At 70.0% G+C, this 26362-nt stretch carries 31 protein-coding genes and 1 pseudogene; 14 read left to right on the top strand and 18 right to left on the bottom strand.

Annotated features, from left to right (window positions below):
• Positions 1-97: 97 nt before the first annotated feature.
• The 4 genes from HD596_RS41215 to HD596_RS41230 all read right to left on the bottom strand — a co-directional run bounded on the left by HD596_RS41215 (position 98) and on the right by HD596_RS41230 (position 3535).
• The gene (locus HD596_RS41215) at positions 98-682 is read right to left on the bottom strand and encodes a dihydrofolate reductase family protein (RefSeq protein ID WP_185074853.1); all 585 of its coding nucleotides are present in this window, start codon (positions 680-682) and stop codon (positions 98-100) included.
• Between the two features lie 189 nt (positions 683-871).
• A complete protein-coding gene (locus HD596_RS41220; RefSeq protein ID WP_185074854.1) occupies positions 872-1378 on the bottom strand; it encodes a pyridoxamine 5'-phosphate oxidase family protein in 507 nt (168 codons plus the stop codon).
• Positions 1379-1725: 347 nt separating this feature from the next.
• Positions 1726-2142, bottom strand: coding sequence for a PPOX class F420-dependent oxidoreductase (locus tag HD596_RS41225; RefSeq protein ID WP_185074855.1), 417 nt, complete (start codon positions 2140-2142; stop codon positions 1726-1728).
• A 13-nt stretch (positions 2143-2155) separates the two neighbouring features.
• Positions 2156-3535 (bottom strand): M14 family zinc carboxypeptidase, encoded by a 1380-nt coding sequence (locus HD596_RS41230; RefSeq protein WP_221519752.1) that lies wholly within the window; start codon positions 3533-3535, stop codon positions 2156-2158.
• Positions 3536-3567: 32 nt separating this feature from the next.
• On the opposite strand from HD596_RS41230, the gene HD596_RS41235 reads away from it, so the two are divergent.
• From HD596_RS41235 to HD596_RS41255, 5 genes are all read left to right on the top strand, one after another.
• A complete protein-coding gene (locus tag HD596_RS41235; protein ID WP_185074856.1) occupies positions 3568-4176 on the top strand; it encodes a TetR/AcrR family transcriptional regulator in 609 nt (202 codons plus the stop codon).
• Positions 4177-4604: 428 nt separating this feature from the next.
• Positions 4605-4754: a hypothetical protein gene (locus HD596_RS41240; RefSeq protein ID WP_185074857.1), complete on the top strand. Its 150-nt coding sequence runs from the start codon at positions 4605-4607 to the stop codon at positions 4752-4754.
• Positions 4755-4815: 61 nt separating this feature from the next.
• On the top strand, positions 4816-5799 hold the full coding sequence (locus HD596_RS41245) for an MvdC/MvdD family ATP grasp protein (protein WP_185074858.1): 984 nt from the start codon (positions 4816-4818) through the stop codon (positions 5797-5799).
• Complete coding sequence (locus HD596_RS41250; protein ID WP_185074859.1) at positions 5796-6470, top strand: hypothetical protein; 675 nt, start codon at positions 5796-5798, stop codon at positions 6468-6470. The genes HD596_RS41245 and HD596_RS41250 overlap by 4 nt, the downstream gene beginning before the upstream one ends.
• A 5-nt stretch (positions 6471-6475) precedes the next feature.
• Positions 6476-8551, top strand: coding sequence for a peptidase domain-containing ABC transporter (locus HD596_RS41255; RefSeq protein WP_185074860.1), 2076 nt, complete (start codon positions 6476-6478; stop codon positions 8549-8551).
• Between the two features lie 190 nt (positions 8552-8741).
• On the opposite strand, the gene HD596_RS41260 is transcribed toward HD596_RS41255, so the two are convergent.
• From HD596_RS41260 to HD596_RS41300, 9 genes are all read right to left on the bottom strand, one after another.
• Entirely contained in the window at positions 8742-10025 is a 1284-nt protein-coding gene (locus tag HD596_RS41260; protein ID WP_221519753.1) for an FAD-dependent monooxygenase, read from the bottom strand.
• A 448-nt stretch (positions 10026-10473) separates the two neighbouring features.
• Entirely contained in the window at positions 10474-11142 is a 669-nt protein-coding gene (locus HD596_RS41265) for an ABC transporter substrate-binding protein (RefSeq protein ID WP_221519754.1), read from the bottom strand.
• A 396-nt stretch (positions 11143-11538) separates the two neighbouring features.
• A complete protein-coding gene (locus tag HD596_RS41270; RefSeq protein ID WP_313046304.1) occupies positions 11539-12426 on the bottom strand; it encodes a metal ABC transporter permease in 888 nt (295 codons plus the stop codon).
• A complete protein-coding gene (locus tag HD596_RS41275; protein ID WP_185074861.1) occupies positions 12423-13265 on the bottom strand; it encodes a metal ABC transporter ATP-binding protein in 843 nt (280 codons plus the stop codon). Before HD596_RS41275 ends, HD596_RS41270 begins: the two co-directional genes overlap by 4 nt.
• Positions 13262-14080, bottom strand: coding sequence for a metal ABC transporter solute-binding protein, Zn/Mn family (locus HD596_RS41280; RefSeq protein WP_221519755.1), 819 nt, complete (start codon positions 14078-14080; stop codon positions 13262-13264). The genes HD596_RS41275 and HD596_RS41280 overlap by 4 nt, the downstream gene beginning before the upstream one ends.
• A gap of 559 nt (positions 14081-14639) precedes the next feature.
• Positions 14640-15335 (bottom strand): TIGR03943 family putative permease subunit, encoded by a 696-nt coding sequence (locus HD596_RS41285; protein ID WP_221519756.1) that lies wholly within the window; start codon positions 15333-15335, stop codon positions 14640-14642.
• Complete coding sequence (locus tag HD596_RS41290) at positions 15332-16339, bottom strand: permease (protein WP_185074863.1); 1008 nt, start codon at positions 16337-16339, stop codon at positions 15332-15334. Before HD596_RS41290 ends, HD596_RS41285 begins: the two co-directional genes overlap by 4 nt.
• Positions 16340-16430: 91 nt before the next feature.
• Positions 16431-16658 carry a 30S ribosomal protein S18 gene (gene rpsR, locus HD596_RS41295; protein WP_185074864.1) on the bottom strand — a complete coding sequence of 76 codons (228 nt, stop codon included), beginning with the start codon at positions 16656-16658 and terminating at the stop codon, positions 16431-16433.
• Positions 16655-17797, bottom strand: a complete 1143-nt coding sequence (locus tag HD596_RS41300; RefSeq protein WP_313046305.1) for a CobW family GTP-binding protein — start codon at positions 17795-17797, stop codon at positions 16655-16657. Before HD596_RS41300 ends, rpsR begins: the two co-directional genes overlap by 4 nt.
• 74 nt (positions 17798-17871) lie before the next feature.
• Here HD596_RS41300 and rpmG point away from each other — a divergent pair, with 74 nt between their 5' ends.
• The 5 genes and pseudogenes from rpmG (at position 17872) to rpmF (ending at position 18908) form a co-directional block, all read left to right on the top strand.
• Positions 17872-18036 (top strand): 50S ribosomal protein L33, encoded by a 165-nt coding sequence (gene rpmG, locus HD596_RS41305; RefSeq protein WP_132630004.1) that lies wholly within the window; start codon positions 17872-17874, stop codon positions 18034-18036.
• A 17-nt stretch (positions 18037-18053) separates the two neighbouring features.
• Positions 18054-18203, top strand: a pseudogene (rpmE, locus tag HD596_RS41310) (50S ribosomal protein L31); the annotation flags it as partial.
• On the top strand, positions 18203-18439 hold the full coding sequence (rpmB, locus tag HD596_RS41315) for a 50S ribosomal protein L28 (RefSeq protein WP_185074866.1): 237 nt from the start codon (positions 18203-18205) through the stop codon (positions 18437-18439). The pseudogene rpmE and the gene rpmB, both read left to right, overlap by 1 nt.
• Positions 18439-18738, top strand: coding sequence for a 30S ribosomal protein S14 (rpsN, locus tag HD596_RS41320; RefSeq protein ID WP_185074867.1), 300 nt, complete (start codon positions 18439-18441; stop codon positions 18736-18738). Before rpmB ends, rpsN begins: the two co-directional genes overlap by 1 nt.
• 2 nt (positions 18739-18740) lie before the next feature.
• Entirely contained in the window at positions 18741-18908 is a 168-nt protein-coding gene (rpmF, locus tag HD596_RS41325) for a 50S ribosomal protein L32 (protein WP_185074868.1), read from the top strand.
• A gap of 56 nt (positions 18909-18964) precedes the next feature.
• On the opposite strand, the gene HD596_RS41330 is transcribed toward rpmF, so the two are convergent.
• Positions 18965-19423, bottom strand: a complete 459-nt coding sequence (locus tag HD596_RS41330; RefSeq protein ID WP_185074869.1) for a Fur family transcriptional regulator — start codon at positions 19421-19423, stop codon at positions 18965-18967.
• 109 nt (positions 19424-19532) lie between these two features.
• Here HD596_RS41330 and HD596_RS60705 point away from each other — a divergent pair, with 109 nt between their 5' ends.
• Both HD596_RS60705 and HD596_RS60710 read left to right on the top strand, forming a co-directional pair.
• Entirely contained in the window at positions 19533-19712 is a 180-nt protein-coding gene (locus HD596_RS60705; protein ID WP_246557894.1) for a serine hydrolase, read from the top strand.
• Positions 19712-19945, top strand: coding sequence for a hypothetical protein (locus tag HD596_RS60710; RefSeq protein ID WP_221519757.1), 234 nt, complete (start codon positions 19712-19714; stop codon positions 19943-19945). The genes HD596_RS60705 and HD596_RS60710 overlap by 1 nt, the downstream gene beginning before the upstream one ends.
• An 8-nt stretch (positions 19946-19953) precedes the next feature.
• Here HD596_RS60710 and HD596_RS41340 read toward each other — a convergent pair whose 3' ends face one another.
• Positions 19954-20508 carry a TetR/AcrR family transcriptional regulator gene (locus tag HD596_RS41340; protein ID WP_185074870.1) on the bottom strand — a complete coding sequence of 185 codons (555 nt, stop codon included), beginning with the start codon at positions 20506-20508 and terminating at the stop codon, positions 19954-19956.
• Positions 20509-20635: 127 nt separating this feature from the next.
• Between HD596_RS41340 and HD596_RS41345 the strand changes: the two genes are divergently transcribed.
• Both HD596_RS41345 and HD596_RS41350 read left to right on the top strand, forming a co-directional pair.
• The gene (locus HD596_RS41345; RefSeq protein WP_185074871.1) at positions 20636-21448 is read left to right on the top strand and encodes an MFS transporter; all 813 of its coding nucleotides are present in this window, start codon (positions 20636-20638) and stop codon (positions 21446-21448) included.
• On the top strand, positions 21445-22893 hold the full coding sequence (locus tag HD596_RS41350; RefSeq protein WP_185074872.1) for an MFS transporter: 1449 nt from the start codon (positions 21445-21447) through the stop codon (positions 22891-22893). Before HD596_RS41345 ends, HD596_RS41350 begins: the two co-directional genes overlap by 4 nt.
• Before the next feature lie 165 nt (positions 22894-23058).
• Here HD596_RS41350 and HD596_RS41355 read toward each other — a convergent pair whose 3' ends face one another.
• Genes HD596_RS41355 through HD596_RS41365 form a run of 3 tightly spaced genes read right to left on the bottom strand, consistent with a single transcriptional unit; the run spans position 23059 to position 26308 of the window.
• A complete protein-coding gene (locus HD596_RS41355) occupies positions 23059-23844 on the bottom strand; it encodes an ABC transporter permease (RefSeq protein ID WP_185074873.1) in 786 nt (261 codons plus the stop codon).
• Positions 23841-24770 (bottom strand): ABC transporter permease, encoded by a 930-nt coding sequence (locus HD596_RS41360; RefSeq protein ID WP_185074874.1) that lies wholly within the window; start codon positions 24768-24770, stop codon positions 23841-23843. Before HD596_RS41360 ends, HD596_RS41355 begins: the two co-directional genes overlap by 4 nt.
• Positions 24767-26308, bottom strand: a complete 1542-nt coding sequence (locus HD596_RS41365; protein WP_185074875.1) for an ABC transporter substrate-binding protein — start codon at positions 26306-26308, stop codon at positions 24767-24769. Before HD596_RS41365 ends, HD596_RS41360 begins: the two co-directional genes overlap by 4 nt.
• Between the last annotated feature and the right edge of the window lie 54 nt (positions 26309-26362).

Below are 26362 nucleotides of genomic sequence, written 5' to 3' on the forward strand. Positions count from 1 at the left end.
CTCCTCGCTAGTGATCGACTCGTATGACGTGCTCGGTACGCCGGTGGAACCTGGTGGACGGGGTAAACGTGGATCCGGTGTGAGACGACGGCGCTGGTCACCGGCCGGCACCTGAGGTCACCCGGTAGCGCAGGTGCGTGACACCGGGCGCATCAAGCACCCGGGTCAACTCCAACTCGATGCGATCGGCGCCGAACAGCCGCCGCCCGTCACCGAGCACGACCGGGATCAGGTGGATCTCCAGTTCGTCGAGCAGGCCCTCGCGCAGCAGCGACTGGGCGAGGGCGGCACCGTGCACCATCACATCCTTGTCGCCGGCGGCAGCCTTGGCCTCGCGCATGGCCGTTGCGACGTCGGACACGTAGTGCACCCAGCCGCTCTGCGGCGCCGGTAGGACACCACGCGTGGGTACGAAGATCGGCACACCGTGGTGATCACCGTGCCAGTGGCCGGCGTACTCGAACGTCTTGCGGCCCACCACGACCGCACCCGTCGCCATCGACTCGCCGAACACCTGCCCGCTGATCCCCGGCGGGTCGAAGTACGGCGGCTCGGAGACGGGCTCGCCGAGCCACTCGTGCAGCCGCAGCCCGCCGTTCCCGAGCCCGTTGCCCGGCCCGTCGCCCGGGCCGGTGATGAACCCATCGAGCGACATCGACATGTACAACACGGACTTCGCCATCGGTTTCCTTCCTTACCGGCGCAGGGCGAGCGCACCTGGCCTGATCATGTGGCCTGCCCGTACCGTCACCGGGATGTGAGGCAACCGCCAGACAGATGTCCTTGTTCGAGGCCTGCCGGGGCGTCGCTCCCGCAGCAGGTGGATCCAGGGCGCGGCGATCAGCCGGACCGGCCCTGTCGCCGGCGAGCACTAGGCCGGATGGCGCCAGGGCGTCACGGGCGCGCGGTGGTCGGCGGCGATGCCGTGCAGGAGGCACGCCTGACGCGGCTCACGGGGGCACAGCACGAACGCCTCACTGATCGTCGCGCGATACAGGCGCCACGCCGCCGGTGCGGTGACGTCCTCGAGCGACAGGACGGCCCCACCCCGGCTGGGCTCTCCGGGGAAGATCTCGATACCGCGATCCAAGTCACGGCCGGTCAGCTCGGCCGCGGTGCCGGACAGATACACCGCCCGGCCGTGGTACGCCGGCACCGTCGAGTCGAAGATCACCATGCTCAGCCGGGGACGCGCGGCGAGGTTACGGGAGTGCCGCGTGTCGGGGCTGGACACCCAGAAGATCTCGGCGTAGTCGGCGGTCGCGAAGTAGACGGGCGACGTCCACGGAGCGCCGTCGGCGTCGGCGGTGCCGAGGACCACGTACAGGTTGGCGTCCATCAGAGCACGGGCATGGGCGTCCAGATCGACGTCGGTCATGACGCCGCCCCCCGCCGCACCCGAAAGACAACGGCCATCGCGGCGCGCTCGGCTCCGTTCAGCCGGTCGGCGGGCGGGTACCACACTTGAGCAAGCAACGACCTCCAGTGGATCGAGAGCTCTTCCATGACGGTCACCCCGCATCCGCGGTCGTACATCATGACCTCCTTGTTCGACGGTGTACGGCCAGTCTGGCGAGCGGCACGCACCTGGACATCCGTACTGAGCACCCAGCCACTACTGATCCGCTACGGAGCGGTCACTGACGTACGCCACTCTGGTAGGCGTGGATTCGACCGCGATTGCGTCGGTGCGGCAACCGGGGTGAGGTTGGCGTTGGAGATGCCTTATAGCTGGGTGACGCCGCTGGCGCGCTCGATCAGGAAGCGGATGGCGACGCGTCCTTCAGCGTGGATGTTCGACAGGAACACCTCCCAGTCGGGGTATTCGTCGCTGAGCGCGCCGTGCAGGTTCTTGAGAGCCTCAGCATCCAGTCCGACGTCCGGCGAAAGAACCTCTGCGTGCCCCTCGACCTGAATCCATGGCCCGAAAAATCGGTCTGTGAAGACGCAGATCGAACCCCGTGGGTCTCGCCGTAGGTTACGGGTCTTGGCTCGCGCCTCCGTCGTGCTCAGCACAACGCGACCGGCACCGTCGAGAGCGACGATCACGGGTGAGAGCTGGGAGCCTCCATCCTTGCGGCACGTACTGAGCACCGCGTGATGGTGATTGCGGAGAAAGTTCTGGGCCTGTTCGACTTTCATGGATTTTCCCGATTCAGATAGCGCTTCTCAGCGAGCTTTGGTGCGATGCCAGGGTGCCCCCTGAATGGGCGTTCACCTCTGATGGAGCTGCGGCCGTGTGCGCGGCGGCGATCAGGGCGGCACCAAGCTGCACCGCGACCAGCCTGCGGATCTCGATCGGCGGGCCGGGGGAGTCGGATTCGGCCTGGCCGTACCAGAGGTCGAAACGTTCGGCGAGCAGGCGACGCTGCTCGCCGATGGCTGGTGCCACGTTGCCGGCGGCGAGCTCGGCGTCGAGCATGCGCAGGAATACTCCAAGCAGGCGCAGCCGCAGCAGGTGCACCGTCTGACGGTTGCCGAACTCCTCGGCGACCGTGGCCGGCCGATGGGGATCGTGCGAGGCCTCTTCCAGCTCGCCGAGCTTACGGAAGCTTTCCAGCGTTCCCTCGGTCGAGCGGCGGAACGGCGAATGCACAGTCAGATCGCCGACGACGGCCTGCATGCTCGCCTGCAGCGCATCGATCAGCTCGCGCCGGGCCGCGTTTCCCTCAGCGGCGATCTCCCCATAGGTGCGGCCGGTGGGACTTCGATCCGACACCCGCTCGTCGGTCCAATAGGGCACCTCGGTGACCAAGTGGAGCGCGCCGTATCTGGCTGCGTAGTCAGCGCTGCTGCCGCCGACGCCGAAGGCCACGCCCACCTGCGACCCCGGCGGGGTCAGGTAGACGGCGGGGACGATCGGTGTGGCGCCGGGCAGTTCCGGCTCACCGTGATGCAGCGGGAGGCCTTCCATGCCCGGCAAGGCAGCCAGTTGCTCGGCGAGCGCCGGGTCTTCACGGTTGATGTAGAAGAACGCGCCCTGGTACTCGCCGTTGTGCAGGGAGTAGACCAGCGACGGGCGTACCTCGTCCATCAGCCGCATGAGCGCGGCGGTCTCCGGTAACGGGCGGTCGAAGGAGTAGTCGCCGGCGGTCAGCGGGAAGGTCCACTCGACCTGGTCGGCCAGGTCGGGGCGGTAGAAGTGCTCGGCGTAGGCGCGGCGGTCGCCGGGGCGGTCGTACCAGCCTTCGTTCAGGCGGGCGCCGTCGGGGTCCGCGCACGCCACGACATGCCAGCGAAAGCCTGACTCTGCCCGCAGTTGCGGGTGCCGGCAGAGCAGTTTCAGCAACGTGAGGGCGGTCAAGGCCCCGACAGGCTCGTTGGGATGCGGTCCGGCGATGACCACCGCGTCGGCTGGGCCGTCGCCGACCGTCACGGCATACAGCGGGTCGCCCATCCGCGAGGTGCCGATGCGGCGCAGCCGTACATGGCGGGGATGGGCGGCGGCCAGCTCCTCCAGCTCGGCCTGGAGCGCGTCGACGGATGGGAACGCGGAGCTCTCGGGGACGCGGCTCATGTACTCGGCAACATTCATAATGAGATTACGGTAATAATAAGATTATGAGAATGACAAGGGCTGAGGCCAAGCAGCGCAACCGGCAGGCCCTGCTGGCCGCCGCGCGCCTGATCGTCGCCCGCGACGGCCACCGGGCCAAGCTGGAGGAGATCGCCGAGCAGGCCGAGCTGACCACCGGTGCCGTCTACTCGCTGTTCGGCAGCAAGAACGGACTGCTCGTCGCCCTGGTCACCGACCACCTCACCCCGCACTACGACAGCATCGAGCAGGCCATCCCTGCCGGCATGGGCCTCGTCGAGGCGGTGGAGGTCTTCGCCCGCCACTACCGCCACCTGTGCGACGACCCCGACGCGCTGCGCGACCTGTCGTTCGAAATCAGCCTGCAGGACCTGGCCCTGCGCGACCCCGAACTGGCACCCAAACTCGCCGCCTCCGTCCGGGCACACGAACAACGCCTGACCGCGCTGCTGTCCGGCAGACTCCATGACGGGAACGCACTCACGCCTGGCCAGGCGCAACGCCTGGCCACGGCGCTGCGCGCGCTCCTGGTCGGCCTGAGTCAGGGTGTCATCCTCGGCCTCGCCGACGCCGCCCCCCAGGACTATTTCGCCGCCACCGCCCGCGCCCTGATCACCCCGGACGTACTCGGACCGCCCTGACCTCCCCTGCTCGAAGCGCAGGCGGCTTGCACTCTGTCCTCGACCGCCGCTCCTCCTATCGAACACGCGGCCGCACCACCACATGTGTGCCGAGGGACCCAGAGCCGCCATCACCTCGGTGGCAGCCGCCAGGATGAGTGTTTCCACGCTCCTCCGCGTCGTGCCGAACATTGCGGCGCCCGCTCCTCCGCGCTGGGCCACCGGCTCGACATGGAGCCGCAGAGCTTCCACCGCCTGCTGAAACCTATGCGCCGGCCGTCCGGCGGCGCCAGATGAAGATGCCGACTTTTAGTCGAATACAAGTACGCGGCAAGACCGGCCGCAAGGGTGCACCAAGACGTCCCGGCCAGAGTGATGTCCAACCGGGGGTGATCCACCGGAAACAAGCCCGGAGGAGACCTCCGGAACCTGATGAGAGGACAGAACTCATGAAAATCGACATCTTGGACCTGCCGGCCGGCAGCGTCTCCATCGCCGACGACGAGCTCGACGTGATTGTGGGAGCCATGGATACCGAGGACCAGTGGTCTGCCTACGTCTGCACCGCCAGCCAGCGGGGCGACTGCTGGAAGGACTGACCCGTCCGCCGGTGGGCCGGTACGACCCGGTCCACCGGTCGAGCACGGCTAAGGACCCATCATGCTAATGATCATCAGTGACCCCGCCGACGCGTCCGCTGCCCTGGTGCTCCCGAAACTGAAGGAGCAGGGCGTCGAGACCCTCTGGTGGGATGAGAGCTCGCTGGCGGCGGGCTCGACCTTGACCATCGGCCTGGACGGTTCGGTGGTCCGCCAGACTCTGACCCATGAGGGCCGGTCCTACGATCTGACAGAGGTGACCGCCGTCTGGCACCGGCGGCCCCGACGTCCCAGGGCCGTCGCCGTCGCCGACGAGAGCCAGCGGGCCTATGCCGATCTGGTCACCCGGGACACCCTCGAGGGCGCCTACGCACTCATGACGGACCGGTGGATGCCGGCGCGGCCACAGGATGCCAAGAGGATCGACTACAAGGCCCTGCACCTGGCCATGGCCGCCCGACTCGGCTTCTCGGTGCCCGACACGGTTGTGACGAATGACCCGGCGGAGCTGGTGCCCGCCTGGCACCGCGCGAGTGGGCGGTTGATCTGCAAGACGCCGGAGAAGCTGCCGTTCGAGCTCGACGGCGAGGCGCGGCACATGTACACGACCCAGGTGGAGCGCCGGCACCTCGCAGGCCGCCACCGCATGGCGCACGCACCTGTCATCCTCCAGCCGAACGTGCCCAAGGACCGCGAGCTCCGGGTGACCGTGGTCGGCGACCGGGTGTTCGCGGCGGAGATCGACTCCCAGTCCTCACGCCTCACCTCGCTGGACTGGCGGCACTACGAGGACCAGAGCGTCGCCTACCGCCCCCACGACCTGCCGCCCTTGGTGGAACGCCGGTGCGTCGAACTCGTCAGGGCACTCGGGCTCAGCTTCGGCGCAATCGATCTGATCCGCACGCCCGCCGGCGACTACGTCTTCCTGGAGCTCAACGTCAACGGGCAGTGGGGATTCGTCGAGCTCTTCGCGGGCCTGCCCATCAGCGATGCCATCGCCGGCTGGCTGTCGGCGAACGAGAAACGAAGGGAGGGACAACGATGACGACCACGTTCGAGAACGACCTGGCCGATGCCGTACGGCTGCTTCGTGAGCTTCCCCGCGGCCGGGAGCACCGAGACCAGGCGCGCGCGAGGGTGGCCGCGTGGAGCGCGGAACGCCCCGGGCGGGAAGCCGAGCTCGTCATCGACGAGACGCCTGGCACCGGACGCGTGAGCTACGACCTGCTCATCGCCCACCCCGATGGCGGCACCGTCGGGCTCACCGCACACGTCGAAGACGGCCTGCCATGGATCGTCGACCACTCGACCCACTGGGCGGCCGGACAGGTGGTCAGCGTCGACGGGGTCGGCCTGTCGATGCCCGCCGCCTTGTACGCGCTGCGCTCACTCGGTACCCGGGATCGCCGGATCCACGAGCAGCTCGTCGAATACCGCATTCTGCTGAGCGAGATCGAGCAGGACGAAGAGCCGGCGTCGCGTGAGGAGGTGCAGCGGGCCGCGGACACCTTCCGTCAGCGTCGCGGGCTGATCGGCCAGGAGCAGACCCTGGCCTGGCTGGCCGAGATGGGGCTGCCCCAGCGAGCTTTCGTCGCCCAGATGGAGACCGAAGCCAAGATCGCGAGGGTCAGAGCGAGGTTCCCGTCGGAGGACGCCTTCAAGGCCTGGCTGGCCGAGCGTCGCCGGACCAGCGACATCCGCTGGCACTGGCTGTGAGCCGCGTGCCGCTGCGAATGCAGCTCACCCAGACCGGCTGCGGCGCCGCCTGCCTGGCGATGCTGCTCAGTGCTCTCGGCCGGCGCACGAGCGTGGCCGAGGCGCGTGCTCACCTGCCCGACAACGCGGACGGCGCGTCGATGCGCGACCTCATCCAGGCAGGCGCCATGTTCGGCTTGCGGCTCCGGCCGTTTCGGGTGCCGGCACTGACGGGGCTGCCCACCCCGTTCATCGCGCACTGGGAGGGCGACCACTACGTGGTAGTCGAGCGGATCCGGCGGGGATGGGTCGATGTCGCCGACCCCGCGCGGGGGCGCCGACGGGTGCCGGACTTCGGGACCGCGGTCCTGCTCGCGGAGGTGCCGGAGACGCTGACGCCTGCTCGGCGGGGCCGCGCCCCCTGGCTGCCGCTGGTGACGCGGGCGTTGCGCGACCGGCGGTTGCTGACCAGCGTGGTGCTGGCCTCGATCGCCGTCCAGGGCCTTGGGTCGGTGGTGCCTCTGGCCACGAAACTGGTAGTGGACGGTACGGCGACGGGGGGCGCGCTGGCCGTGGTCGCGACCCTCGCGGTGGTTGCGCACATCCTGCTGACCCAGGTGCGCGCGCTGCTGCTGATCCGCCTTCGTACCAGCGTCGCGGGGAACATGATGCGGGCCCTGGTCACCCATTCGTTCGCGCTGCCGTACCTGTTCTTCCAGCGGCGGACCAGCGGCGACCTGCTGTCGCGGCTGGGCGCGGTGGCAGTGCTCCGCGACCTGGTGGCGGACCGCTCGCTGGCGTTCGGCCTTGACCTTCTGACCGGCCTCGGCTACCTGGCGGTGCTGGCCGTGGCCGCACCCTGGCTGGCGCTGATGACCGCGCTGGTGGCGGCGGCTCAGGCGGCGGTCACGATGATGGTCGGACGTGTCGGACTGCGACGGACCTTCGAAGCGCTGCACGCCTCATCGCTGACCCAGACAACCCTGGTGGAGAGCATCTCCGGCATAGAGGGCGTCAAGGCGAGCGGTGAGGAGGACGCGGCCGTCCAGCGCTGGAGCCATCGCTACGAACGGGAGCTCACGGCCGCCGCAGGGCGGGACCGAGCACTGGCCGGCGCGCAGGCCGTCACCGAGGGGTTGCAGGTCGCGCTGGCGCTCGGCGTGCTGGTGATCATCGCGTTCCGGAGCACGAGCGCGGAACTCGGAACCATGCTGGCGTTGGGTGCGCTGGCCACCTCGACGATCACACCGCTGGCCGGGCTGCTCGGGACGGTGCAGCAGCTCCACATGGCCTACGGGCACCTCGACCGGATCGCCGATGTGCTCGGCACGCCCGTGGAGCCCACCGGCGGGCTGCGCCCGGCGATCACTGGCGCGACCGAGCTACGTGGCGTGACCGCAGGCTACGATCGCCGACATCCGATCCTGCGCGACGTCAGCCTGTGGGTGCCTGCGGGGGCGCGGGTCGCTGTCGTGGGCAGGTCGGGGTCGGGCAAGACCACCCTGGGCCGGGTGCTGCTCGGCCTGCTCGAACCGGCCGAGGGCGGCATCACCTTCGACGGTGTGCCGCTGGAGCGGATCGACCGCTCCTGGCTGCGCCGTCATCTCGGCGTCGTCACCCAGCAGACTCACCTGTTCGCGGGCTCGGTGGCCGACAACATCCGCGGCGGCTCGGACGAGAGCCGGGGTGGTGACGTCGAGTGGGCCGCACGGATGGCGGAGATCCACGATGAGATCGCCGCGATGCCGCTGGGTTACGCGACCAACATCGGCGAAGCGGGCCGCCGCCTGTCCGGTGGCCAGCGGCAGCGCATCGCACTGGCCCGGGCGCTCCACCGCCGTCCCCGTCTGCTGCTGCTCGACGAACCGACGGCGAGCCTGGACGCTGTCACCGAAGAGCGCATCAGGAAGAACATCGCGGGACTGGACTGCACGCAGATCGTCATCGCGCACCGTCTTTCCACGATCAGGGACGCCGACCTCATCGTGGTCCTCGACCGGGGGCGCGTCGTCGAGGCGGGCACGCACGACGCCCTGGTGGCGCGAGCCGGCGCCTACGCCGACCTCATCGCCCACCAAGCCACCTTCGTCCGCTCCGACTGACCCCGTCTCCGCGCCGGCCACCGAGCACACCAGCGAGGGCGGCGCCGGCATTCGTCTGCGACAGCGCCGCCGGCCAGGGCCCCATCCCCGGAGGTATCGCGTGAACATCGAGCCGAGTTCGTCCTCTATGCGCTCCGGATCGACGGGCCTTCCACGAACGGCGCGTCCCTCTCGACACGTTAGGTGAAACCTACGGCTTGGCCGACGAGATCATCGGTAGTCCGGCCGACGCCCCGGAGTCCGGCACCCCTGCGTAGTCGGGCAGCTCGACGCCGTTGATCGCACGCTCGACCAGTTCGGTGAACCATTCGCCGGCGAAGTCGGGGCTCGGCTCGGCGTCCGGCCCCGGGCTCTGGAGGCTGTGTACGTGCAACCGGCCGATCTCCTGGTTGGCCTCCACGAACGAGCGCATCCGAGTCTCGTAGCCGGCGAACCCGGCCTCCGGGTCCCACCCGGCGGCGGCCAGCTCTCCGGCCAGCAGGTAGGCGCCGATCAGGGCCAGCCCGGTGCCCGCCCCGGACATCGGCGACGCGCTGAACGCCGCGTCCCCGAGCAGCCCCACCCGTCCGCTCGACCAGCGGTCCATCACCACCTGAGCGACCTGGTCCAGATAGAAGTCCGGGGTGTCGTCCACGTGCGCGAGGATGCGCTGGGTCAACCAGCCGAAACCGTCCATCCGCTCGCGCAGCAGGCGCTTCTGCGCCGCGACGTCGCGGTAGTCGACGTCGAAGTCGGCCGCGGGGAAGGAGAACATCGCCATCGCCCGGGTGGTGTCCGGGACGGGCCGCAGGCCGGCGGACCGTCCGGCCTCCTGGTAGTCGATCATCCAGCGGTCCACTCCGAACTCGTTGGGCACGCTGTAGAAGGCCAGCACGAGCCCGAGATGGTGGATGAAGTGCTCGCGCGGCCCGAAGACCATCGCTCGCAACTGCGAGTGCAGCCCGTCGGCCCCGATCACCAGGTCGAAGCGCCGCCGGTCGCCGCCGGCGAAGACCACGTCAACCCCGTCCGCGTCCTGGCTGAGCTCGGCGATCCGGTCACCGAAGACGTACTCGACACCGTCCCGGGTGTCGTCGTAGAGCACCTGGGACAGGTCCCCGCGCAGGATCTCGATGTCCGCGATGAACCCGTCGCCACCGTCGTCGTCGGCACGGAAGGTCTCCAGCACTTGCCCGTCCGCGTCCACGATGTGCGCGCCGGCGGTATCGGTGCAGGCCGCGCGCACCGCCGCGTCCAGCCCCATCCGCCGGATGACCTCCTTGGCGACCCCGCGCGCGTCCACCGCCTGCCCGCCGGGACGCAGTTCGGGAGCCCGCTCCACCACGGTCACCTCGGCCCCCCGCCGGCGCAGCCAGTGGGCCAGCGCGGGTCCCGCGATGCTCGCCCCCGCCACCAGCACCCTGGGGCCGCTCACCCGCGTCCCCTGCTCGCCAGTCCGGACGGTGTGTTCCTGCTTGGAGTCGTCGACGCTCATCACTGCCTCCATGTGTTTCCTCCCGCGCTGAACGTTCCCAGCACAGGCCCACCGCTGTCGATGTGCCCAGCCGTATCGACCACGGATCCGCACAAAACTCATCGGCACGACCGAAATCGCGTCCACGCTCCCGCAAACACCCTGAACTCGGCATGTGCGTGCGACGGGCATGGTCATGATCGCCTCGGCAGACGTTGATGAGAAACGCCAACTCCGATGACGCTCACATCAGCCCAGACTGGTGCAAACGAGGCGAATCAGGCCGTCAGCTAGGCCGCCGCCTGAGAATTCGCCAGATCTGCGCGCAACACAGTGAGACGCCGCCAGGCTGGTGAGACGGGACACCGGGTGACCTTTCGCAGCGAAGGTCGAGCGTTTTCAGCGAAGGTTGAGTGAGGGGCACGCCGCAGGGTTGCGTCCACGGGAGTGGTGTACGAGTTTGGCCTGGTCACAGGCGTGGCGTCGGGAAATGAACACGGCCATCGCGTGATCCTTCGAGTAGCAAGATCAAGAACCGGGCGATGGCCGTAGACAACAGCGTGACGCCCGCTTTCATGGCGAACGCGTGCATCGCGCTGTTGGGGGCGCGGGTGATCGTGACGCGTCCCTCGTGCTGGCGAGCGGAGGTCGGCGTGAGGTCGTGCGCGTACTCGACCTGGCCGCCCAGCAGCGCGTTGACCCGAGCGGACTCCTCGCTGGCGATGAGGAACTCCAGCTCCTCGATGTACGGCGCGCCCTCCCAGTAGCTCGGGTTGCGCTTGAGCAGCACGGAGCTGCCCGGCTTCCAGGACACGAAGGAGAAGGGGCCCGAGCCCACCGGCTTGCCGAAGTCCGTGCTCCCCTCGGGGACGATGTAGGCGCCGAACGCGGCCAGCGCATTGGGGAACTCGGCGAACGGCCGCTCGAGCCGGAACTCGACCGTCTGATCGTCGACGGCCCGGCTGTTCGGCAGGTCGATGAGCGCGAGGCTGGACTTGGCGCGGAAGGTCTTTTTCGGATCCGTGATGCGGGCGTAACTGGCCAGGACGTCCTGGGCGCGCGCACTGGCCGCCCGTCGTGGAACTGCGCCTGTCGCAGGGTGATCCGCCAGAGGGTGAAGTCGGCGTCGGGCTCCCACTTCTCGGCCAGGCGGGGCTGCGGTGAGACATCGGGGCCGAGGTCGGCGAGCTTGTCGTAGAGGGCCTTGGCGCGTGCGGCCTCGTTGAACAGGTTGGCCAGGTGCGGGTCCAGTACCTCGGTGGCGCCGCCTCCGGCGAACACGGCACGCAGCCGCCCGCCGGAGCCGCCGGAGGAGGCGGTCCCGGTGCCGCATCCGGCGAGCAGGGCGGCTCCGGCGGTCAGGCCGAGGAAGCCGCGGCGGCTGAGATGGTCACGCATGGTCGAGGGTCCTTTTCGGGTTGGTCGGTGGACAGGGGCGGGTCGTCGTGGCGTCCCACCTGGGGGCCTGACCGCCGCCACCAGCACGGTGCGGTGGCACGTGATGCCGGTGACGACGGGGCTGTTTCGGTGTTCGTCAGACCGTCGCCGGTGCCGCCGATCTGTCGCCCCAGCCGGCGCGCATACGCAGGGCGCCGATGGCGCGGCAGGCCAGATAGAACGTGAACGAGATGGTGGTGACGTAGGGGCTGATCGGGATGCTGCTGCCCAGGGCGAGCAGGATGCCGCCGACCATGGAGGTGACGGCGAAGGCGACGCTGAGCAGCGGCACCAGGCGGGGTGAGGCGGTGACGCGCATGGCGGCCGCGGCCGGGGTGACGAGCAAGGCCAGCACGAGCAGCGCTCCTACGACCTGGATGGAGACGGAGACGGCCAGGCCCAGGATGAGGGTGAAGGCGGGCGACAGCGCGCGTACCGGCACGCCGCGCGCGGCGGCGACTTCGGGGTCGACGCTGGCGAAGGCGAGAGGCCGCCAGATGACGGCGAGCGCGACGAGCGTGATGGCGCTGGTGCCGAGCAGCCAGGTCATCTGCGGAGTGTCCACGGCGACGATCTGTCCGGTGAGCAGGCCGAACTTGTTGGCCGCCCGGCCCTTGTACAGTGCCAGGAACAGCACGCCCAGCCCCAGGCCGAAGGGCATCAGAACGCCGATGACCGAGTTGCGGTCGCGGGCGCGGATCCCGAGGGCACCGATCACCAGGGCGGCGAGGATCGACCCGGCCAGCGATCCGACGGCGACGTTGACGCCGACCAGTAACGCGGCCGAGGCGCCGGCGAACGACAGCTCGGCGATGCCGTGCACGGCGAAGGCCAGGTCCCGCATCATCACCACGACGCTGATGAGCCCACCCACGATGCCGAGCACCGCGCCGGCGATGAGGGAGTTGGTGACCAGCGCCAGCAGCTCGCCGTAGTTGTCATAGTTGAAGATCTGGCCCCAGATGCCGGGGTCATCGGCGATCACGATGTCTCGCCGCCATGATCATCGGAACCGGGGGCGCCGACCACCACGAATCTGTCCCGCGCCCGGATCACCTCGACAGGGCTGCCGTACAGCTCGGACAGGACGGCCGAGGTCATGACCTCCGCGGGTGGTCCGATCCGGAAGCGTCCCCCGGCCAGGTAGAGCACCCGGTCGACATAGCCCAGGATCGGATTGATCTCGTGGGTGACGAACAGCACCGCGGTGCCGTGTTCCCGCCGCCGCTGGTCCACCAGGGCGGCCACCGCCTGCTGGTGGTTGAGGTCCAGCGACAGTAGTGGTTCGTCGCAGAGCAGGAGGATCGGGTCGGTCGCCAGGGCCTGGGCGATGCGCACGCGCTGTTGTTCGCCGCCCGACAGCAGGCCCAGCGGTAGATCGGCGTACGGCGCGGCGCCCACTGCGGTGAGCAGTTCCTCCACGCGTCGCCGGAGGCGCCCGCCGCCGAGCGGCAGGCCCCAACGGTGCCCGTCGATGCCCAGCCGCACCAGGTCGCGCGCCCGCAATGGGGTGTGCGCGGCCACGGCCCGGTGCTGGGGGATGTACCCGACCAGATTGCTTCCTCGACGGGGCGGCCGGCCGTCGATCAGCAACTTGCCCGCCGAGAGCGTTTGCTGACCGAGCAGGGCGCGCAGGAAGCTGGTCTTGCCGGAGCCGTTCGGGCCGAGCACCGCGATGAACTCTCCGGGTCGCACATCGAGATCGAGGTCCTGCCAGAGGACGCGCTGCCCGTACGCGAGCATCGCGCCCTGGAGGCTGAGGACGGTCGCGCCGGATGCCTTGAGCCCCGGTTCGACGGGTGACACGGCGGTGTGCTCGGTCATCGGCCCAGGGCCTTGTCGAGGGTGTCGAGGTTGCCGGTCATCCAGCCGACGTAGTCCTTGCCGGCCGGCAGCGTCTCGGTGACAGGCACCACCGGGATGCCGTTGTCGGTGGCGGCCTGCTTGACCTTCTCGGTCTGCGGTCCCGCCGTCTGCTCGTTGTAGACCAGGGCCTGGACCTTCTTGCCGCTGAACAGGGCGAGGGTCTCGGCCAGGACCTTGGGGGAGACGTCGTCGCCCTCCTCGACCGCCTCGGCGAACTCCTCGGGCGTTGCGTTCACCAGGCCACAGGCCTCCAGCAGGTAGCCCGGCACCGGCTCGGTGATGGCCACGGCCGTGCCCTTGGCGGTCTTGGCGACGTCTGCTTCCTGGCCCTGGAGGGTCGCGAGCTTCTGCTTGAAGGCTTCGGCGTTGGCCGTGAAGGCGGCCGCGTCAGCGGTGTCGGCCTTGCCCAGTGCGGTGGAGATCTGGTCGGCCAGTTTTGCCATGGAAGGGAAGTCGTACCAGACGTGTTCGTTGAGTTCGCCGCCGGCCGGGGCGGTCTTGCCGGAGATGGTGACGGCGTTGAGGAGTTGGGCCGAGGGGTTGTTCGCGGCTTTGAGCATGGTGTCGACGAAGTCGTCGTAGCCGCCGCCGTTCTCGATGACGAGCTTGGCCTTGGACAGGGCGAGCTGGTTCTGCGTGTTGGCCTCGTAGGAGTGCGGATCCTGCTCGGGGTCGGTGATGATCGAGGTCACCTGGACCTTGTCGCCGCCGATCTGCTTGGCGATATCGCCGTACACGTTGGTCGAAGCCACGACCGTGATCGGCGCAGACATCGTTGCGGAGCCATCGGCGCCGGGTGTCGAAGGGGGCGAGGAGGATCCGCAAGCCGCCAGGACCAACGAAGCCAAGCCGGCCAGGGCGAACAGTGAGGGGCGGCTCAGAGGAGGGTACATACCTCTCCTAGAGGAAATGATAATGATTTTCAGTTTAATGTAGCACTGGTCCTGGAAGCAGCGCCAGAGTCCGGATGTCGCTTGGGGGCACGTGATGCTTGGGGCATGCGCAGCGGGGACCGTAGGCGGCCGTTCGTCTACTCGTACGGCTCGGCAGGCGTGGCTACCGGATCGACCTTGGACGCGGCCGCTCTCCAGCGGGGTGGTGTCCGCGTCGACGATGGCGGGTGGAGGCATGTGGGAGTCCAGCTCGTTTTGCTGGACGGCGTACGAGCCGAGGGCGGGCGGCGCGATCAGGGCAGCGGCCGGAACCCGGCTTGATGTAGTTGGCGAAGTCCGTGGAGAAGGCGGAGATCTTCAACGGCGCCCCGCCGAGCAGGAGGAGCAGCAGGCTCTGCGATAGGGACCCGCATGACGATGGCCGGGTGGTCGAGCCGACTCATTCGTAGGGTTCCGCCGGTTGCTCGACGGCGGTCACAGTGGCAGCGGTCATCGCGGGGGCCGCGTAATCGTAGGGGATCCCGTGCTTCCAGGGGATCCACGTGCCCGTGACCTCCACCCAGGAGTTCTCCTTGGGCGCGGGAGCGCCTTCCACGGCGACCTTCATGGCGAATGCGTCCGCGGCGCAGCAGCTGATCCGCATCCTGGTGACGTACCAGCGCCTGCCGGTCCTCGGCAGCGTGACGAAGCCGGTCAGCCGGACGCGCGTGCCCGCCAGGGACAGGCCCGATGGTGTGTACGCGCGCCCGATGAACTCGCTCAGCGTCAGCCCGGTCACCTGGCCGTTGGTGAGCGGGCGATAGGCGGCGGTCCGCAGCGGTGCTGGGGCGCCGTCATCGCGCCCGGCCGCAAAGGAGCCGAGCGCGGGAGGGGCGATCAGGACCAGGGCGAACACCGGCACGGCGAGCAGCCAGGCCACGCGATGGCCGTGCCCGGTCCCGTGCGCGTCGGCCCGGCCGAGCCATTCCTGGGCGATGGACAGCAGCCCGAGGGCTGCCAGCACCACGCCGGCCGCGATGATGAGCGGCCGGAAGCCGGGTCTGACGTAGTTGACGTACGTCGCGGAGAAGGCGGAGATGCTCAGCAACGTCGCGCCGAGCGTCAGCAGCAGGGCCCCCTGCGTCTGACGCCTCACAGCAGCGCCCAGCCCGCGACGAAACTGACGCCGATCGCCAGCCCGAGCGTGAGAGGAGCGAAGCGCCAGGCGAACGCGCGGCCGAAGGTACCCGCCTGGAGCGCGATGAGCTTCAGGTCGACCATCGGCCCCACCACGAGGAACGCCAGCTTGGCCGTCGGGGAGAACGCGGTGAGCGAGGCGGCCACGAACGCGTCGGCCTCCGAGCAGATCGACAGCAGCACCGCCAGGAACGCCAGCACCAGCACCGACACCACCGGCACCCCGGCCACCGCGGTCAGCCACGCGCGGGGGATCACCACGTTCAGCGTCGCCGCCGCCAGGGCGCCGACGACCAGGAACCCGCCGGCGTGCATCAGGTCGTGCCGCATCCCGTCCAGGAAGGCGCTCCACCTGCCCTGCCCGTGCGCGACCGGGCGGCGAGGAGTCGGGAGCCACGCGGCCCGCCCGAACCGGGCCCAGATCCATCCGGCCAGCACGGCCACCGTCAGCGAAGCGCCGAACCGCGCGACCACCATCGCGGGGTCGTCGGGGAAGGCCACCGCGGTGGCCACCAGCACCACCGGGTTGATCGCCGGCGAGGCCAGCAGGAACGCCAGCGCCGCGGGCGGCGCCACACCCCGAGCCATCAGCCCCGAGGCCACCGGCACCGACGCGCACTCGCAACCGGGCAGCACCGCACCGGCCACTCCGGCCACCGGCACCGCCGCGTAGGTGCGGCGGGGCAGTGCCCGGGTCCAGAACGACGCGGGCACGAACGCGGTGATGGCCGCCGACAGCGCCACCCCGAACACCAGGAACGGCAGCGCCTGCACGCACACCGCCACGAACACGGTCGCCCAGGTCTGTAGCGCCGGAGCCGTCAGATATGGCGCAAGCAGGAACCGGCCCGCCGCCAGCAAGGCCACCAGGACGATGAACGCCCACGGCAGCCGGATCTCGCCGGTGTCCCGGCCCTGCCCGGAATGGGGCGCGAGGTGGTCGGTCGTGCTTGTCTCGGTCATCGCTCTCCCCGCCCGTGCTGGCAGCAGAGTAGCGGTTCACGCTGCGACGACAGGGCCGTGTTGACTGCTTTTGGTGGGTTCGGCGACCGGGTCAGGCGTCGGGCCGGGAAGTGTAGGGGAGCAGGGCCATCTCCCGAGCGTTCTTGATGGCCTTGGCGATCTGGCGCTGCTGCTGCACGGTGACGCCGGTGACGCGGCGGCTGCGGATCTTGCCCCGGTCGGAGACGAACTTGCGCAGCAGGTTGGTGTCCTTGTAGTCGATGCGGTCGACGTACAGGAGCGGGTTGGGCTTCTTGCGCGGGGTGCGGCGGTTCTTCATGCGTTCTCCTTGATGGTGAGGATGGGGGCGAACGGGTCGTCGTAGCCGGCCCAGGCGTCCGGGCCTGCTGCTTCCTCCGCCTCGGTGAGCAGGCAGGAGTCGAGCAGGGCGCGGAAGCGGGCGGGATCGAGGCCGGGGCCGGTGAAGACGAGGTGCTGGACGCGGTCGCCGCGCTCGGGGTGCCAGTCCAGGGCGGCGGCGAGGCGGCGGGCGGGGGAGACCAGGTCCCAGGCGGCTTCGGGCAGGGCGGCCAGCCAGGGGCCGGCGTCCTCGACCGAGACGATGCCGGCGACGGCGTCCCAGGCCAGCAGTTGGCCGGGCCGGGTGGCCAGCCAGAAGCGGCCGCGTGAGCGTACGGACTCGGTGACCAGCTCGTCGACGGCCTCGAACAGGCGGGCCGGATGCAGCGGGCGGCGGCTGCGCCAGACGGCGGTGACGATCTCGTCGGTCTGGGTGTCGCAGGGCAGTTGGGCGGTGGCCGGGTCGACACGTTCGGCCAGCTCGCCGGTGCACACGGCGGCGCCGGTGACCGGCGGCAGGCAGGACACGGTGTGGATCGGGGTGACGGGGGCGAGGTGGGCGAGGACCGTGCGGGACAGTTCGTGGTCGTCTTCGTCGCCGCCGTGCAGGACCAGGCCGGTGGGGTATTCGAGCTGGCGGGCCAGGACCTCGGCGAGGTAGCGCTGGTCGCCGGCGGCCGCGGGTTTGCCCACCTCGATGAGACGTTCGCCGCGGGTGATGTCGTCGGGCATGGCCTCGGCGTCCAGCGCGGTGAGTACGGCGGTGAGCCGCAGGATGTCGTGGGCTTCGGCGGAGTCTACGGCCTCGGCCACCGATCGGGGCTCCACCGAGTCCCACAGGTCCGCGATCAGCAGGGGTGCGCCGGGCGCCAGCAGGACGAGCTGGGGCAGGAGGTCCTCGCGCACGGTGCAGGTGACGCAGCCGTGCGCGAGCCGCATGTCGGCGGTGTCCAGCACGCGTGTCGCGTCGCGGACGGTGCGGCGGACGCGTCCCCGGGCGACGTCGCTCAGGTCGTGGTGGATGGCGAGCGATCCCGGGTGCTCGGCGAGCAGCCGCTCGACGGTGGCGGCGCGGGCCGTGCCGTGCAGGCCCGCGACGAGGATGACGGGGGTGGACACTGACGCCTCCAGGAGTTGAAGTGAAAACCGTTTTCGTTATCATTGCATGGCTTCGCCAGTGGAAAGGAACCGCTTTGGCCAGAAATGAGGTGCGACCCGTGATCAAGCTGCGATCCACGGCAGGCACCGGATACACGTACGTGACCAGGAAAAGCCGCCGGAACACCCCCGACCGGCTCACCCTGCGCAAGTACGACCCGACCATCCGACAGCACGTGCTGTTCCGGGAGGAGCGATGAAGAAGGGCGTCCACCCCAGGACGATCGAGTGGACCGCCGGCAACACCTATCCCGTCGTGGACGTCGACGTGTCCTCGGCCAGCCACCCCTCCTGCACCGGCCGCAACCGCGTCCTGCACACCGCAGGCCGCGTCGAGCGGTTCGACCAGCGCTACGGAAGGACCTGATGTCCGCGCACTGCCAGCTCACCGGCGTCAAGCCGGTCTTCGGCAACAACGTCTCCCACTCCCACCGCCGTACCCGGCGGCGCTGGGACCCCAACATTCAGCAGCGCCGCTACTGGCTGCCCGGCGAGAGCCGCTACGTCCGGCTCACGCTCAGCGCCCGGGCGATCAAGACGATCGACCGGATCGGCATCGACAGGGCGATCGCGCAGATCCGGGCCCGGGGAGAGAAGATCTGATGGCCAAGAAGAGCAAGATCGCCGCCAACGAGCGGCGCAAGGCCGTGATCCAGCGCTACGCCGCACGCCGGGCGGAGCTGAAGGAGCTCATCCGCACCGGCACTCCGCAGGAGCGGGCGCAGGCCGCACGGGAGCTAGCCCGACAGCCGCGCGATGCCAGCGCCACCCGCGTCCGCAACCGCGACTCCGTCGACGGCCGTCCCCGCGGGCACCTCACCAAGTTCGGGCTCTCCCGCGTCCGCTTCCGCGAGATGGCCCACCGCGGCGAACTGCCCGGCATCACGAAGGCGAGCTGGTAGCCATGGCCGTGCCCAAGCGCAGAACCTCGCGCAGCAACACCCGGCACCGCCGTAGCCAGTGGAAGGCCGCCGTGCCCGACCTCGTCCCGATCATCGTGAACGGGCGGGAGCTGCGCGTCCCCCGCCGCCTCGTCCGCGCCTACCAGCGGGGACTGATCACGATCGACTGAGGCCATGCGGCCACCGGGCACGACGACGTGCCCGGTGGCCAGTGCGTGTCGTCGTCTCATTGGGTGGGTGGCGCGATGGTGCCAGGCTCTCCGGCGAGACGGCAGGTGCCGCAGGTGCCGTAGACCTCAAAGTGGTGACGTTCGGCCTGGAAGCCGTGCTCGGTGCCCAGGCGTCGTAGCCACCGACCTAGTTCGGGCACCGGAGGCCCCTCGATCACCGTGCCGCAGGACTGACAGACCAGATGATGATGGTGGTTAGGGCCGCACAATCGATAGGTCGTTTCTCCGTGATCTTCGAAGACGTGCGCGAGGCCGTTCTCCGCCAGGGCGTTGAGTGTCCGGTAGACCGTCGTCAAGCCGAGACGCGCGCCGTTTGCCTGGAGTTCCTCATGCAGCGCTTGCGCGCTCACGGGCCGTTCCAGCCCGATGAGCCGCTCTACGACGACGCGCCGCTGACGTGTTGGACTCAGGCCGACGTTCTTGAGCAGCGCCGTCGCGGTGGACGAAGGGGTCACCGACTCAAACTATGACAAGAGCGGTGAATCTGACAATCATTTTCATTCGGTCGCCGTCGTGCTTTAGCTCGCCGACGAGGGCAAGCTGTCCCTTGACGACCCGGTCGGCCTGTCCAAGCCGGCCTACTTCAAACCGGGCGCGGGCTGGCACTACTCCACCACCAACTATGTCGTGGCGGCCATGCTGATCGAGAAGCTGGCGGGCGGCTCGTACGCGGACGCGATCAAGGCGAGGATCCTGCGCCCGCTGGGTCTCACGCACACGCTTCTGCCGGCCACGCGAAGGTGATGCCCGGCCCGCACGCGCACGGCTACGCCTCATACAACGGCAAGATCGTGGACGCCACGCGGATGAACCCGTCGCTGGACAGCGCGTACGGGCACAGCGGCGGCACCTTCGGCTACCTCACCTACGCCCTCAGATCCGACTCGGGCCGCATGCTCGTGATCTCCGCGAACCCGTACCCGGGCAACGCCCCGGCGGACACCCTGCGGCAGGCTCTGACCGCGACGTTCTGCTGACCAGCGGGTCAGGGTTCGAGCAGCGCGCGGCAGATGCGGGTGACCTCGTCGAGCAGCCGCCGTTGATCGTCCGGGGCGTGCAGGATGTGATCGGCGGTCCCGTGCATGGCGTGGTAGAGCACGATGGCGGTCGCTCCGGGGTCGGGGAGTGTCGCGGTCTCTTGGAGGAGGTTGCGCAGCGCGTCGATCGCCAGGTTGGAGCGAGGCTGCTCGCCCGGCCGGGAGGCGTGGGAGTTGTGCCGGAACAGGACGTCGTGCAGGCGGGTGTCGGACAGGTATTCGGTGATTCCGGCCCGCAGCCAGGCGTGCACCCGGGCGGGGCCGCTCTCTGCTTCTGAGGCTTGCCGCTGGCGCGCGACGAACCGCTCGACGTATCGGTCGCGCAGCGCCGCCAGGAGCTCGTCTTTGCTGGCGAAGTGCAGGTAGAAGGTGCCTTTGGCGACTCCCGCACCGACGACCACGTCGTCGATCTTGAGCGCGTCGACGCCGTGGGCCAGGACGAGTGACTCGGCGGCGTCGAGCAGGTCGCTGCGCCGCTGCTCGCTGGGTTTGGTCCTGACCACCTGCCTCCTTCCGGCTGCTGTCGACCTTAGCGGATCTCCGCATCCATCCTCTTGTCAATGAAAATCGTTTCCGTTATCGTCCGACTGACTGTCAGTCATTTGGGAGGCGATAGTGCAGGACCCAACTGTGCTCCGGCAAGCCGGCCGGTTCCTCATCGGTCCGGTCGTGGACCACCGGTACGGCGACTACCGCGGCCGGCTGATCGGCACGCAGCCGGCGCTGTTCGCCCTTGCCGCGCTGGATCCGGTGGCCGACCTGCCCGCCGTCCTGGCCGTGATGGCGGCGGTGCTGGTGGTCTCCGCGTTTCACGACACCGCCGTCAACGGACTGCCGGTACGCCTGCTCGCCCCGGACGAGCGCGGCACCGCCAACGGCATCCAGACCGCCGCCGCGTGCCTGTCCATCCTCGTCGGCTCGGGCGGCGCCCTGCTGCTATACACATGGCCGGGGTGGGCGGTGACGCCGGCCGCCGTGGCGGCGGTGTTCTGCGTCCCGCTCGCCGTGCCGGCCAGGTTCACCGAACCCGGCCCATGGCCAGCCGGCGATGCGGTCCCGCCCTGGCGGTCGCTGACCGGGGTGTTCCGGTCGCGCAGATCGGCGGCGTGGACGCTGCTTGTGGTGCCGCTCTCCGCCCTTGGGCTGTACCTGGCCACCGCGGTGCAGTCGGCGATGTTGCCGGCGGCCGGATGGGGGACGGAACGCATCGCGCCCGTCCGGTACACCTTCGCCCCCATGGCCGGGGCGGCCGCCACCGACGTCACCGTGCAGGTCTCCGCGCTGGGCGTGCTGCTCGGCGCGGCCGAGCTGGTGCTCGCGGGCCTCGCCGGCTACCCGCTCCTCATCGCGGCCTCCGTGCTGCTCTCCCTGGCCGGAACCGCCGTGGCCGTGCTCTGGGCCCGGCGGCACACGTACTCGAATCTCGCACCACAGAGGGGATGACCTTGTCCACCACCCCGCGACGCAGGGGAACGTTGATCGCCGCGTTCTCCGCCACCTTCATCGCCCTGCTCGACCTCACCATCGTCGCCGTCGCGCTCCCCGCCATGCAGACCGACCTGCACACCACCATCACGGGGAGCCAGTGGATCGTCGACGCCTTCTCCATCTGCCTGGCCGCCTGCATGTTGTCCGGCGGCTCGCTGGGAGACCGGTACGGCAGGAAACGCTGGTTCCTCATCGGCATGGCGCTCTTCCTGGCCGGCTCCCTCCTCTGCGCCCTGGCGCCGACGCTGGGCTATCTGGTCGCCGGCCGCGCCGTGCAAGGGATGGCCGCGGCCCTCCTCGTCCCGGGCGCCCTGTCGATCATCGGGCAGGCCGAGCCGGACCCGGTGCGCCGAGCCCGCCTCCTCGGCTACTGGGGCATGTGCGCCAGCGCCGCCGTCCTCGCCGGGCCGATCATCGGCGGCCTCCTCGTGGACGGCTTCGGCTGGCCCGCGATCTTCCTGGTCAACCTGCCCATCGGAGCCGCCGCCATCCTGCTCGGCCGGCGGACGATCGACGAGAGCGCTGACCCCGACCACGCCGCGCTCGACCCGGCCGGCCAAGCGCTCGGCATCGTCACCCTGGCGATCCTGATCTACGCCATCATCGAGACCCGCGCCAACGGCTGGGGCTCGCTGATCACGATCATCCTGCTGGCGCTGGCCGTGGCAGCGGGGACGGCGTTCGTCATCGTCGAGTGGCGACAGGCCACGCCGATGCTGCCCGTCCGCCTCCTCGCCGACCGCCGCTTCGCGAGCGTGAACGCCGCCTCCGTCCTGCTCGGCTTCGGCGCCAACGGCGCCTTCACCCTCCTGTCGCTCTACCTCCAGCAGGCTCAGGGGCACAGCGCACTGGCCACCGGGTTGCTCCTGGCGCCCATGACGGTCGCCATCATGCCCGCTTCCGTCCTGGCCGGGCGGCTGACCGCATCCCGTGGCCCGCGCCTGCCCATGCTGCTCGGGTACGCACTCATCGGCGCGAGCCTGCTGGGCCTCGCCACGCTCGACATCGGCCGGTCCCTTCTCGCGACAGGAGCGCTCTTCGTGCTCTGCGGCATCGGCCAGGGCCTGGCCATCACCCCCGCCGTCGCCGCCGCCCTCCAACTCGTGCCACGCCAGAGATCCGGTGTCGCCTCCGCCACCGTGAACACCGCACGCCAGGCAGGCAGCGCCCTGGGCATCGCCGTGCTCGGAACGATCCTCTCCCAGAGCCTCGCCAACGCGGATCCCACGACCTTTCAGCGGTTGTACGGCACCGGCATGCGCGACGTCATGCTGACGGCAGGCACCGCCGTACTCGCCGGGGCCCTGCTGCTGGCCCTGCAGCGTGGATGGCGACCCGCGACTGCGGATACGCACGAGCCACAGGCCAGGCAGAAGGATCGCATCCGCCACACACCTTGACCATGACCGGTACCCGCTGTTGCGGGTACCGGTCCAGGTACGGGGAGCGGTCACCCTGTGTCGGCACGTCGAACCTCGGGGCCTGCACGTCCAGGGTTGCCGGGCGACGTTCTCGTCGAACATCGTCGCCGTGCCGCCCGGGGCGAGGTCCCACAGGCGCACGCGTCAGGCGTGGGACGACTTTCGGCGGGTGTCCACTACGAGCGCGACCGCCAGACCGGTGACGGCGAGGGCGAGGGCGGGCACGACTGCGAGGCGAGGTGCGGTGACCAGCAGCGGCGTGGCGTCGCTCACCATGCCGCCCCAGTCGGTGTCGGGCGGGGGCAGCCCGATGCCGAGGAAGCTCAGGGAGGTGACCGCGATCAGCGTCCTGGCGAAGTCCGCGGTGGCGACGGTCAGAACAGGTCCGGCGATATGAGGGGCGATGGTGCGCCGGAGCAGGTAGAGCGGTGACGCGCCGATGGCCCGTACGGCCAGCACATAGTCGGCGGAGGCCACGCGCCGGGTGGCCGTACGGGCGACGAGGCCGCAGTTCACCCAGCCGAGCGGCACGAGGGCGGCCAGGACGGTCGCGTACCCGGGCCGCAGCACGCCCACCAGCGCGAGCGCCAGCGTGAGGCCCGGCAACGCGAGCGCCACGGTGGCGGCGAAGCGCAGCAGCCGGTCGGGCAGTCCACCGGCCAGCCCCGCCGCGGCGCCGAACACCGTACCGAGAGCCGTGGTCGCCACCGTGACGGCCAGCGCGAACAGCAGGGACGTGCGGCCGGCCGCGGCCGTCCTGGTGAGGAGGTCACGGCCGAGCTGGTCGGTGCCGAGCCAGTGTTCCGCGCCGGGCGGCATCAGAGCGCGCTCCAGGTCGGGGACGTGCGGATCGTACGCCGACGCCACCGGCGTGATCAGGCAGAACAGCACGACCGAGGCGAACACCGCGATGCCGGCGCGGCCCCTCACCGGCGGCGCACCCGCGGGTCGACGGCCGCCAGGCAGAGCTCGACCAGAGCCAGGACCAGGACGGTCGTGACCGCCGTGACCAGCACGTACGCCTGCACAATGGGCAGGTCGCGCTGCCTGATCGCCGACACCGCGAGCTGCCCCACCCCCGGCCAGGAGAACAGCGTCTCCACCACCACCGCGCCGGCCAGCAGGTCCGCGAGCACCATGCCGGTGGCCGTGATGGCGTTCGGCGCGGCCACGCGCAGGGCGTGAACCATGACCGCGCGCCGGCGCCGCAGTCCCTTGGCGGCCGCGAGCTTGATGAACGGTAGCCGCAAGGACTGGGCGAGGTCGGCCCGCAGCAGCCGCAGCAGCGTCGCGGCACCGGCCAGGCCGAGGGTGAGAGCGGGCAGCACCACCGCGCCGGGGCTGCCGTCTCCGCCTGTGGGCAGTGCGCGCAGGCCGACCGCCACTATGCTGATCAGCAGGATCCCCACGATGTAGGGCGGAACGCCGGTCATCGCCACCGTCACGAGCGCGACGGCGCGACTACCGGGCGCGCGCGGCCTGAACGCGGCCCTGACCGAGACGAGCGCGGCGAGCGTGACCGAGATCAGCGCCGCCGCTCCTGCCAGCCGGAGTGTCGCCGGGACACGCGAGAGGATCTCGGCGGCGACGGGGGAGCGGTCGGTGTAGGAGTGTCCGAAGTCGCCGCGGAGCACGGCGAGCAGCCACCGCAGGTACTGGGTGAACAGCGGCTGGTCCAGGCCGAGTTCGGCGCGCAGGACCGCGACGCTGCGCGCCGACGGCTGGATGCCACCGCGGCGCAGGATCTCCTCCGCCGGGTCCCCCGGCGCCAGCGAGGTCAGCAGGAAGACCAGCACCGACACGACCAGCAACGTGAGCAGGAGCTCCGCCGCACGTCGCAGCAGGACGGCGGTCACTTCAGGGGTGCCAGCTTGCCCAGGTCGACCACGTACGCCGCGTTCTGCGTCACCCCGTTGACCTTGCCGGTCGTCACGATGGGATTGTCCTGGTAGGCCAGCGGGATCATCGGGCGGTCGGTGGCGAGCAGCCGCTGGATCCGGTGGTACAGGTCGCGACGGATGGCCGGGTTCGTCTGCGCCGCGGCCTGGTCGACAAGTTCGTCGAACTCGGTGTTCCGGTAGCCGAGCTTCCGGTCGACGTTCCAGGACGCGTCCGAGCGCAGGAACCGGCGGAACAGGTAGTCGGCGTCGCCGTTGGGCACGCTGTAGGCGCTGAGGAAGAGGTCGTAGTCCCCGGCCTCCATCACGGACTTGGTGGCCTCGGCCACGGTCACCTTCGCGGGCAGGCCCGCCTGCTCGAAGGCCGCGCGCAGCACCTCGGCGATGTCGGCGTAGGGGAACTGACCGGTCTCGGCAGAGGAGATGAGGATGTTCACGGGCTTGGCAGGCGGCCCGGCGGCGGCGATCAGCTCGCGGGCCTTGCCGGGGTCGTGGCCTGCGGCGATCCCGGGGTCGGCGAGGTCACCGAAGACCGGTGACAGGAACCCCGCCCCCGCCTTGGCCGTGCCCGCGAGCAGTCTGCCGGCGATGGCCTGACGGTCGATTGCCAGGTCTGCCGCCTCGCGCAGGCGGGGATCGGAGAACGGCTCGCGCGAGGCGTTGAAGGTCAGGTAGTGCGTCAGCACCGAGGGGCTGCGGATGACCCGGAACCCGTCGGCGACCGCCGCGACCTGCCCCGGTAGCAGCGCGCCCTTGTCGATCAGCCCGTCCACCTCACCGGCGCGCAACGCCGCGACCCGCGCGTTGGCGTCCGGGATCACCCTGACCACGATCTTCTTGTAGGCGGGGGCGGGGCCGTAGTAGTGCGGGTTCGCGGCCAGCACGGCCTGCTGTCCCTTGGTCCAGTCGACCAGCGTGTACGGCCCCGTGCCCACCGGCTTGCCGGCGAAGTCCCCCGAGGAGGCGAACGCCTTCGGCGACTGCACCATGCTGTAGAAGCCCGCCAGCCTGCCCGGCAAGTCGGCGACGGGCTCGTTCAGGACGAACGCCACCTTGCCGTTCTCGGCGCGGACGTCGCCGAGCTTGCCGTACGCCACCTCCATGCCGGCGTCGAGGCTGAAGAACGCCGACTGGCGGGGCGCGATCCGCAGGAACCGCTTGATGTTGGCGACCACCGACTCGGCGGTCAACGGCGTCCCGTCGCTGAACGTCACGCCGTCGCGCAGCGTGAACGTCCAGCGCCGCCCCCCGTCCGCGGCGGCCCAGGAGACTGCCAGGGCCGGGACGGGCCGTAACCTGTCGTCAACGGTCACCAAGGGCTCCCACACGCGCAGCGTCTGGTGCGTGTAGTACGGATCCCCGGGACCGGCGACCAGGTCACGCGGGGCCGCCAGAGTGAGCTGCCTCCCGTCCTGGGCGTCGGGTTCCTGACTCCCGCATCCCGACAGGAGCGCTCCCAAGAGCATCACCAGCATGATCGCGGCTCGTCCTCGCATGTGAGCTCCCATCAAAGACCCGAACCGGGCATTCCTGTGCTGAGCCTGCCGGGC

Origin of the sequence: Nonomuraea jabiensis (assembly GCF_014204795.1) — a bacterium.
Taxonomy (GTDB): Bacteria; Actinomycetota; Actinomycetes; order Streptosporangiales; family Streptosporangiaceae; genus Nonomuraea; species Nonomuraea jabiensis.

Bases quoted from the DNA above. Each gene is read 5' to 3' on its own strand.
- HD596_RS41290 (WP_185074863.1), bottom strand. From the start codon at position 16,339: ATGACCGAGACAAGCACGACCGACCACCTCGCGCCCCATTCCGGGCAG.
- HD596_RS41240 (WP_185074857.1), top strand. From the start codon at position 4,605: ATGAAAATCGACATCTTGGACCTGCCGGCCGGCAGCGTCTCCATCGCC.
- HD596_RS41220 (WP_185074854.1), bottom strand. From the start codon at position 1,378: ATGACCGACGTCGATCTGGACGCCCATGCCCGTGCTCTGATGGACGCC.
- HD596_RS60710 (WP_221519757.1), top strand. From the start codon at position 19,712: ATGCCCGGCCCGCACGCGCACGGCTACGCCTCATACAACGGCAAGATC.
- rpmF (WP_185074868.1), top strand. From the start codon at position 18,741: ATGGCCGTGCCCAAGCGCAGAACCTCGCGCAGCAACACCCGGCACCGC.
- rpmB (WP_185074866.1), top strand. From the start codon at position 18,203: ATGTCCGCGCACTGCCAGCTCACCGGCGTCAAGCCGGTCTTCGGCAAC.
- HD596_RS41280 (WP_221519755.1), bottom strand. From the start codon at position 14,080: ATGTCTGCGCCGATCACGGTCGTGGCTTCGACCAACGTGTACGGCGAT.
- HD596_RS41225 (WP_185074855.1), bottom strand. From the start codon at position 2,142: ATGAAAGTCGAACAGGCCCAGAACTTTCTCCGCAATCACCATCACGCG.
- HD596_RS41365 (WP_185074875.1), bottom strand. From the start codon at position 26,308: ATGCGAGGACGAGCCGCGATCATGCTGGTGATGCTCTTGGGAGCGCTC.
- HD596_RS41250 (WP_185074859.1), top strand. From the start codon at position 5,796: ATGACGACCACGTTCGAGAACGACCTGGCCGATGCCGTACGGCTGCTT.
- HD596_RS41245 (WP_185074858.1), top strand. From the start codon at position 4,816: ATGCTAATGATCATCAGTGACCCCGCCGACGCGTCCGCTGCCCTGGTG.
- HD596_RS41215 (WP_185074853.1), bottom strand. From the start codon at position 682: ATGGCGAAGTCCGTGTTGTACATGTCGATGTCGCTCGATGGGTTCATC.
- rpsR (WP_185074864.1), bottom strand. From the start codon at position 16,658: ATGAAGAACCGCCGCACCCCGCGCAAGAAGCCCAACCCGCTCCTGTAC.
- HD596_RS41350 (WP_185074872.1), top strand. From the start codon at position 21,445: ATGACCTTGTCCACCACCCCGCGACGCAGGGGAACGTTGATCGCCGCG.
- HD596_RS41235 (WP_185074856.1), top strand. From the start codon at position 3,568: ATGACAAGGGCTGAGGCCAAGCAGCGCAACCGGCAGGCCCTGCTGGCC.
- rpsN (WP_185074867.1), top strand. From the start codon at position 18,439: ATGGCCAAGAAGAGCAAGATCGCCGCCAACGAGCGGCGCAAGGCCGTG.
- HD596_RS41230 (WP_221519752.1), bottom strand. From the start codon at position 3,535: ATGAATGTTGCCGAGTACATGAGCCGCGTCCCCGAGAGCTCCGCGTTC.
- HD596_RS41275 (WP_185074861.1), bottom strand. From the start codon at position 13,265: ATGACCGAGCACACCGCCGTGTCACCCGTCGAACCGGGGCTCAAGGCA.
- HD596_RS41260 (WP_221519753.1), bottom strand. From the start codon at position 10,025: ATGAGCGTCGACGACTCCAAGCAGGAACACACCGTCCGGACTGGCGAG.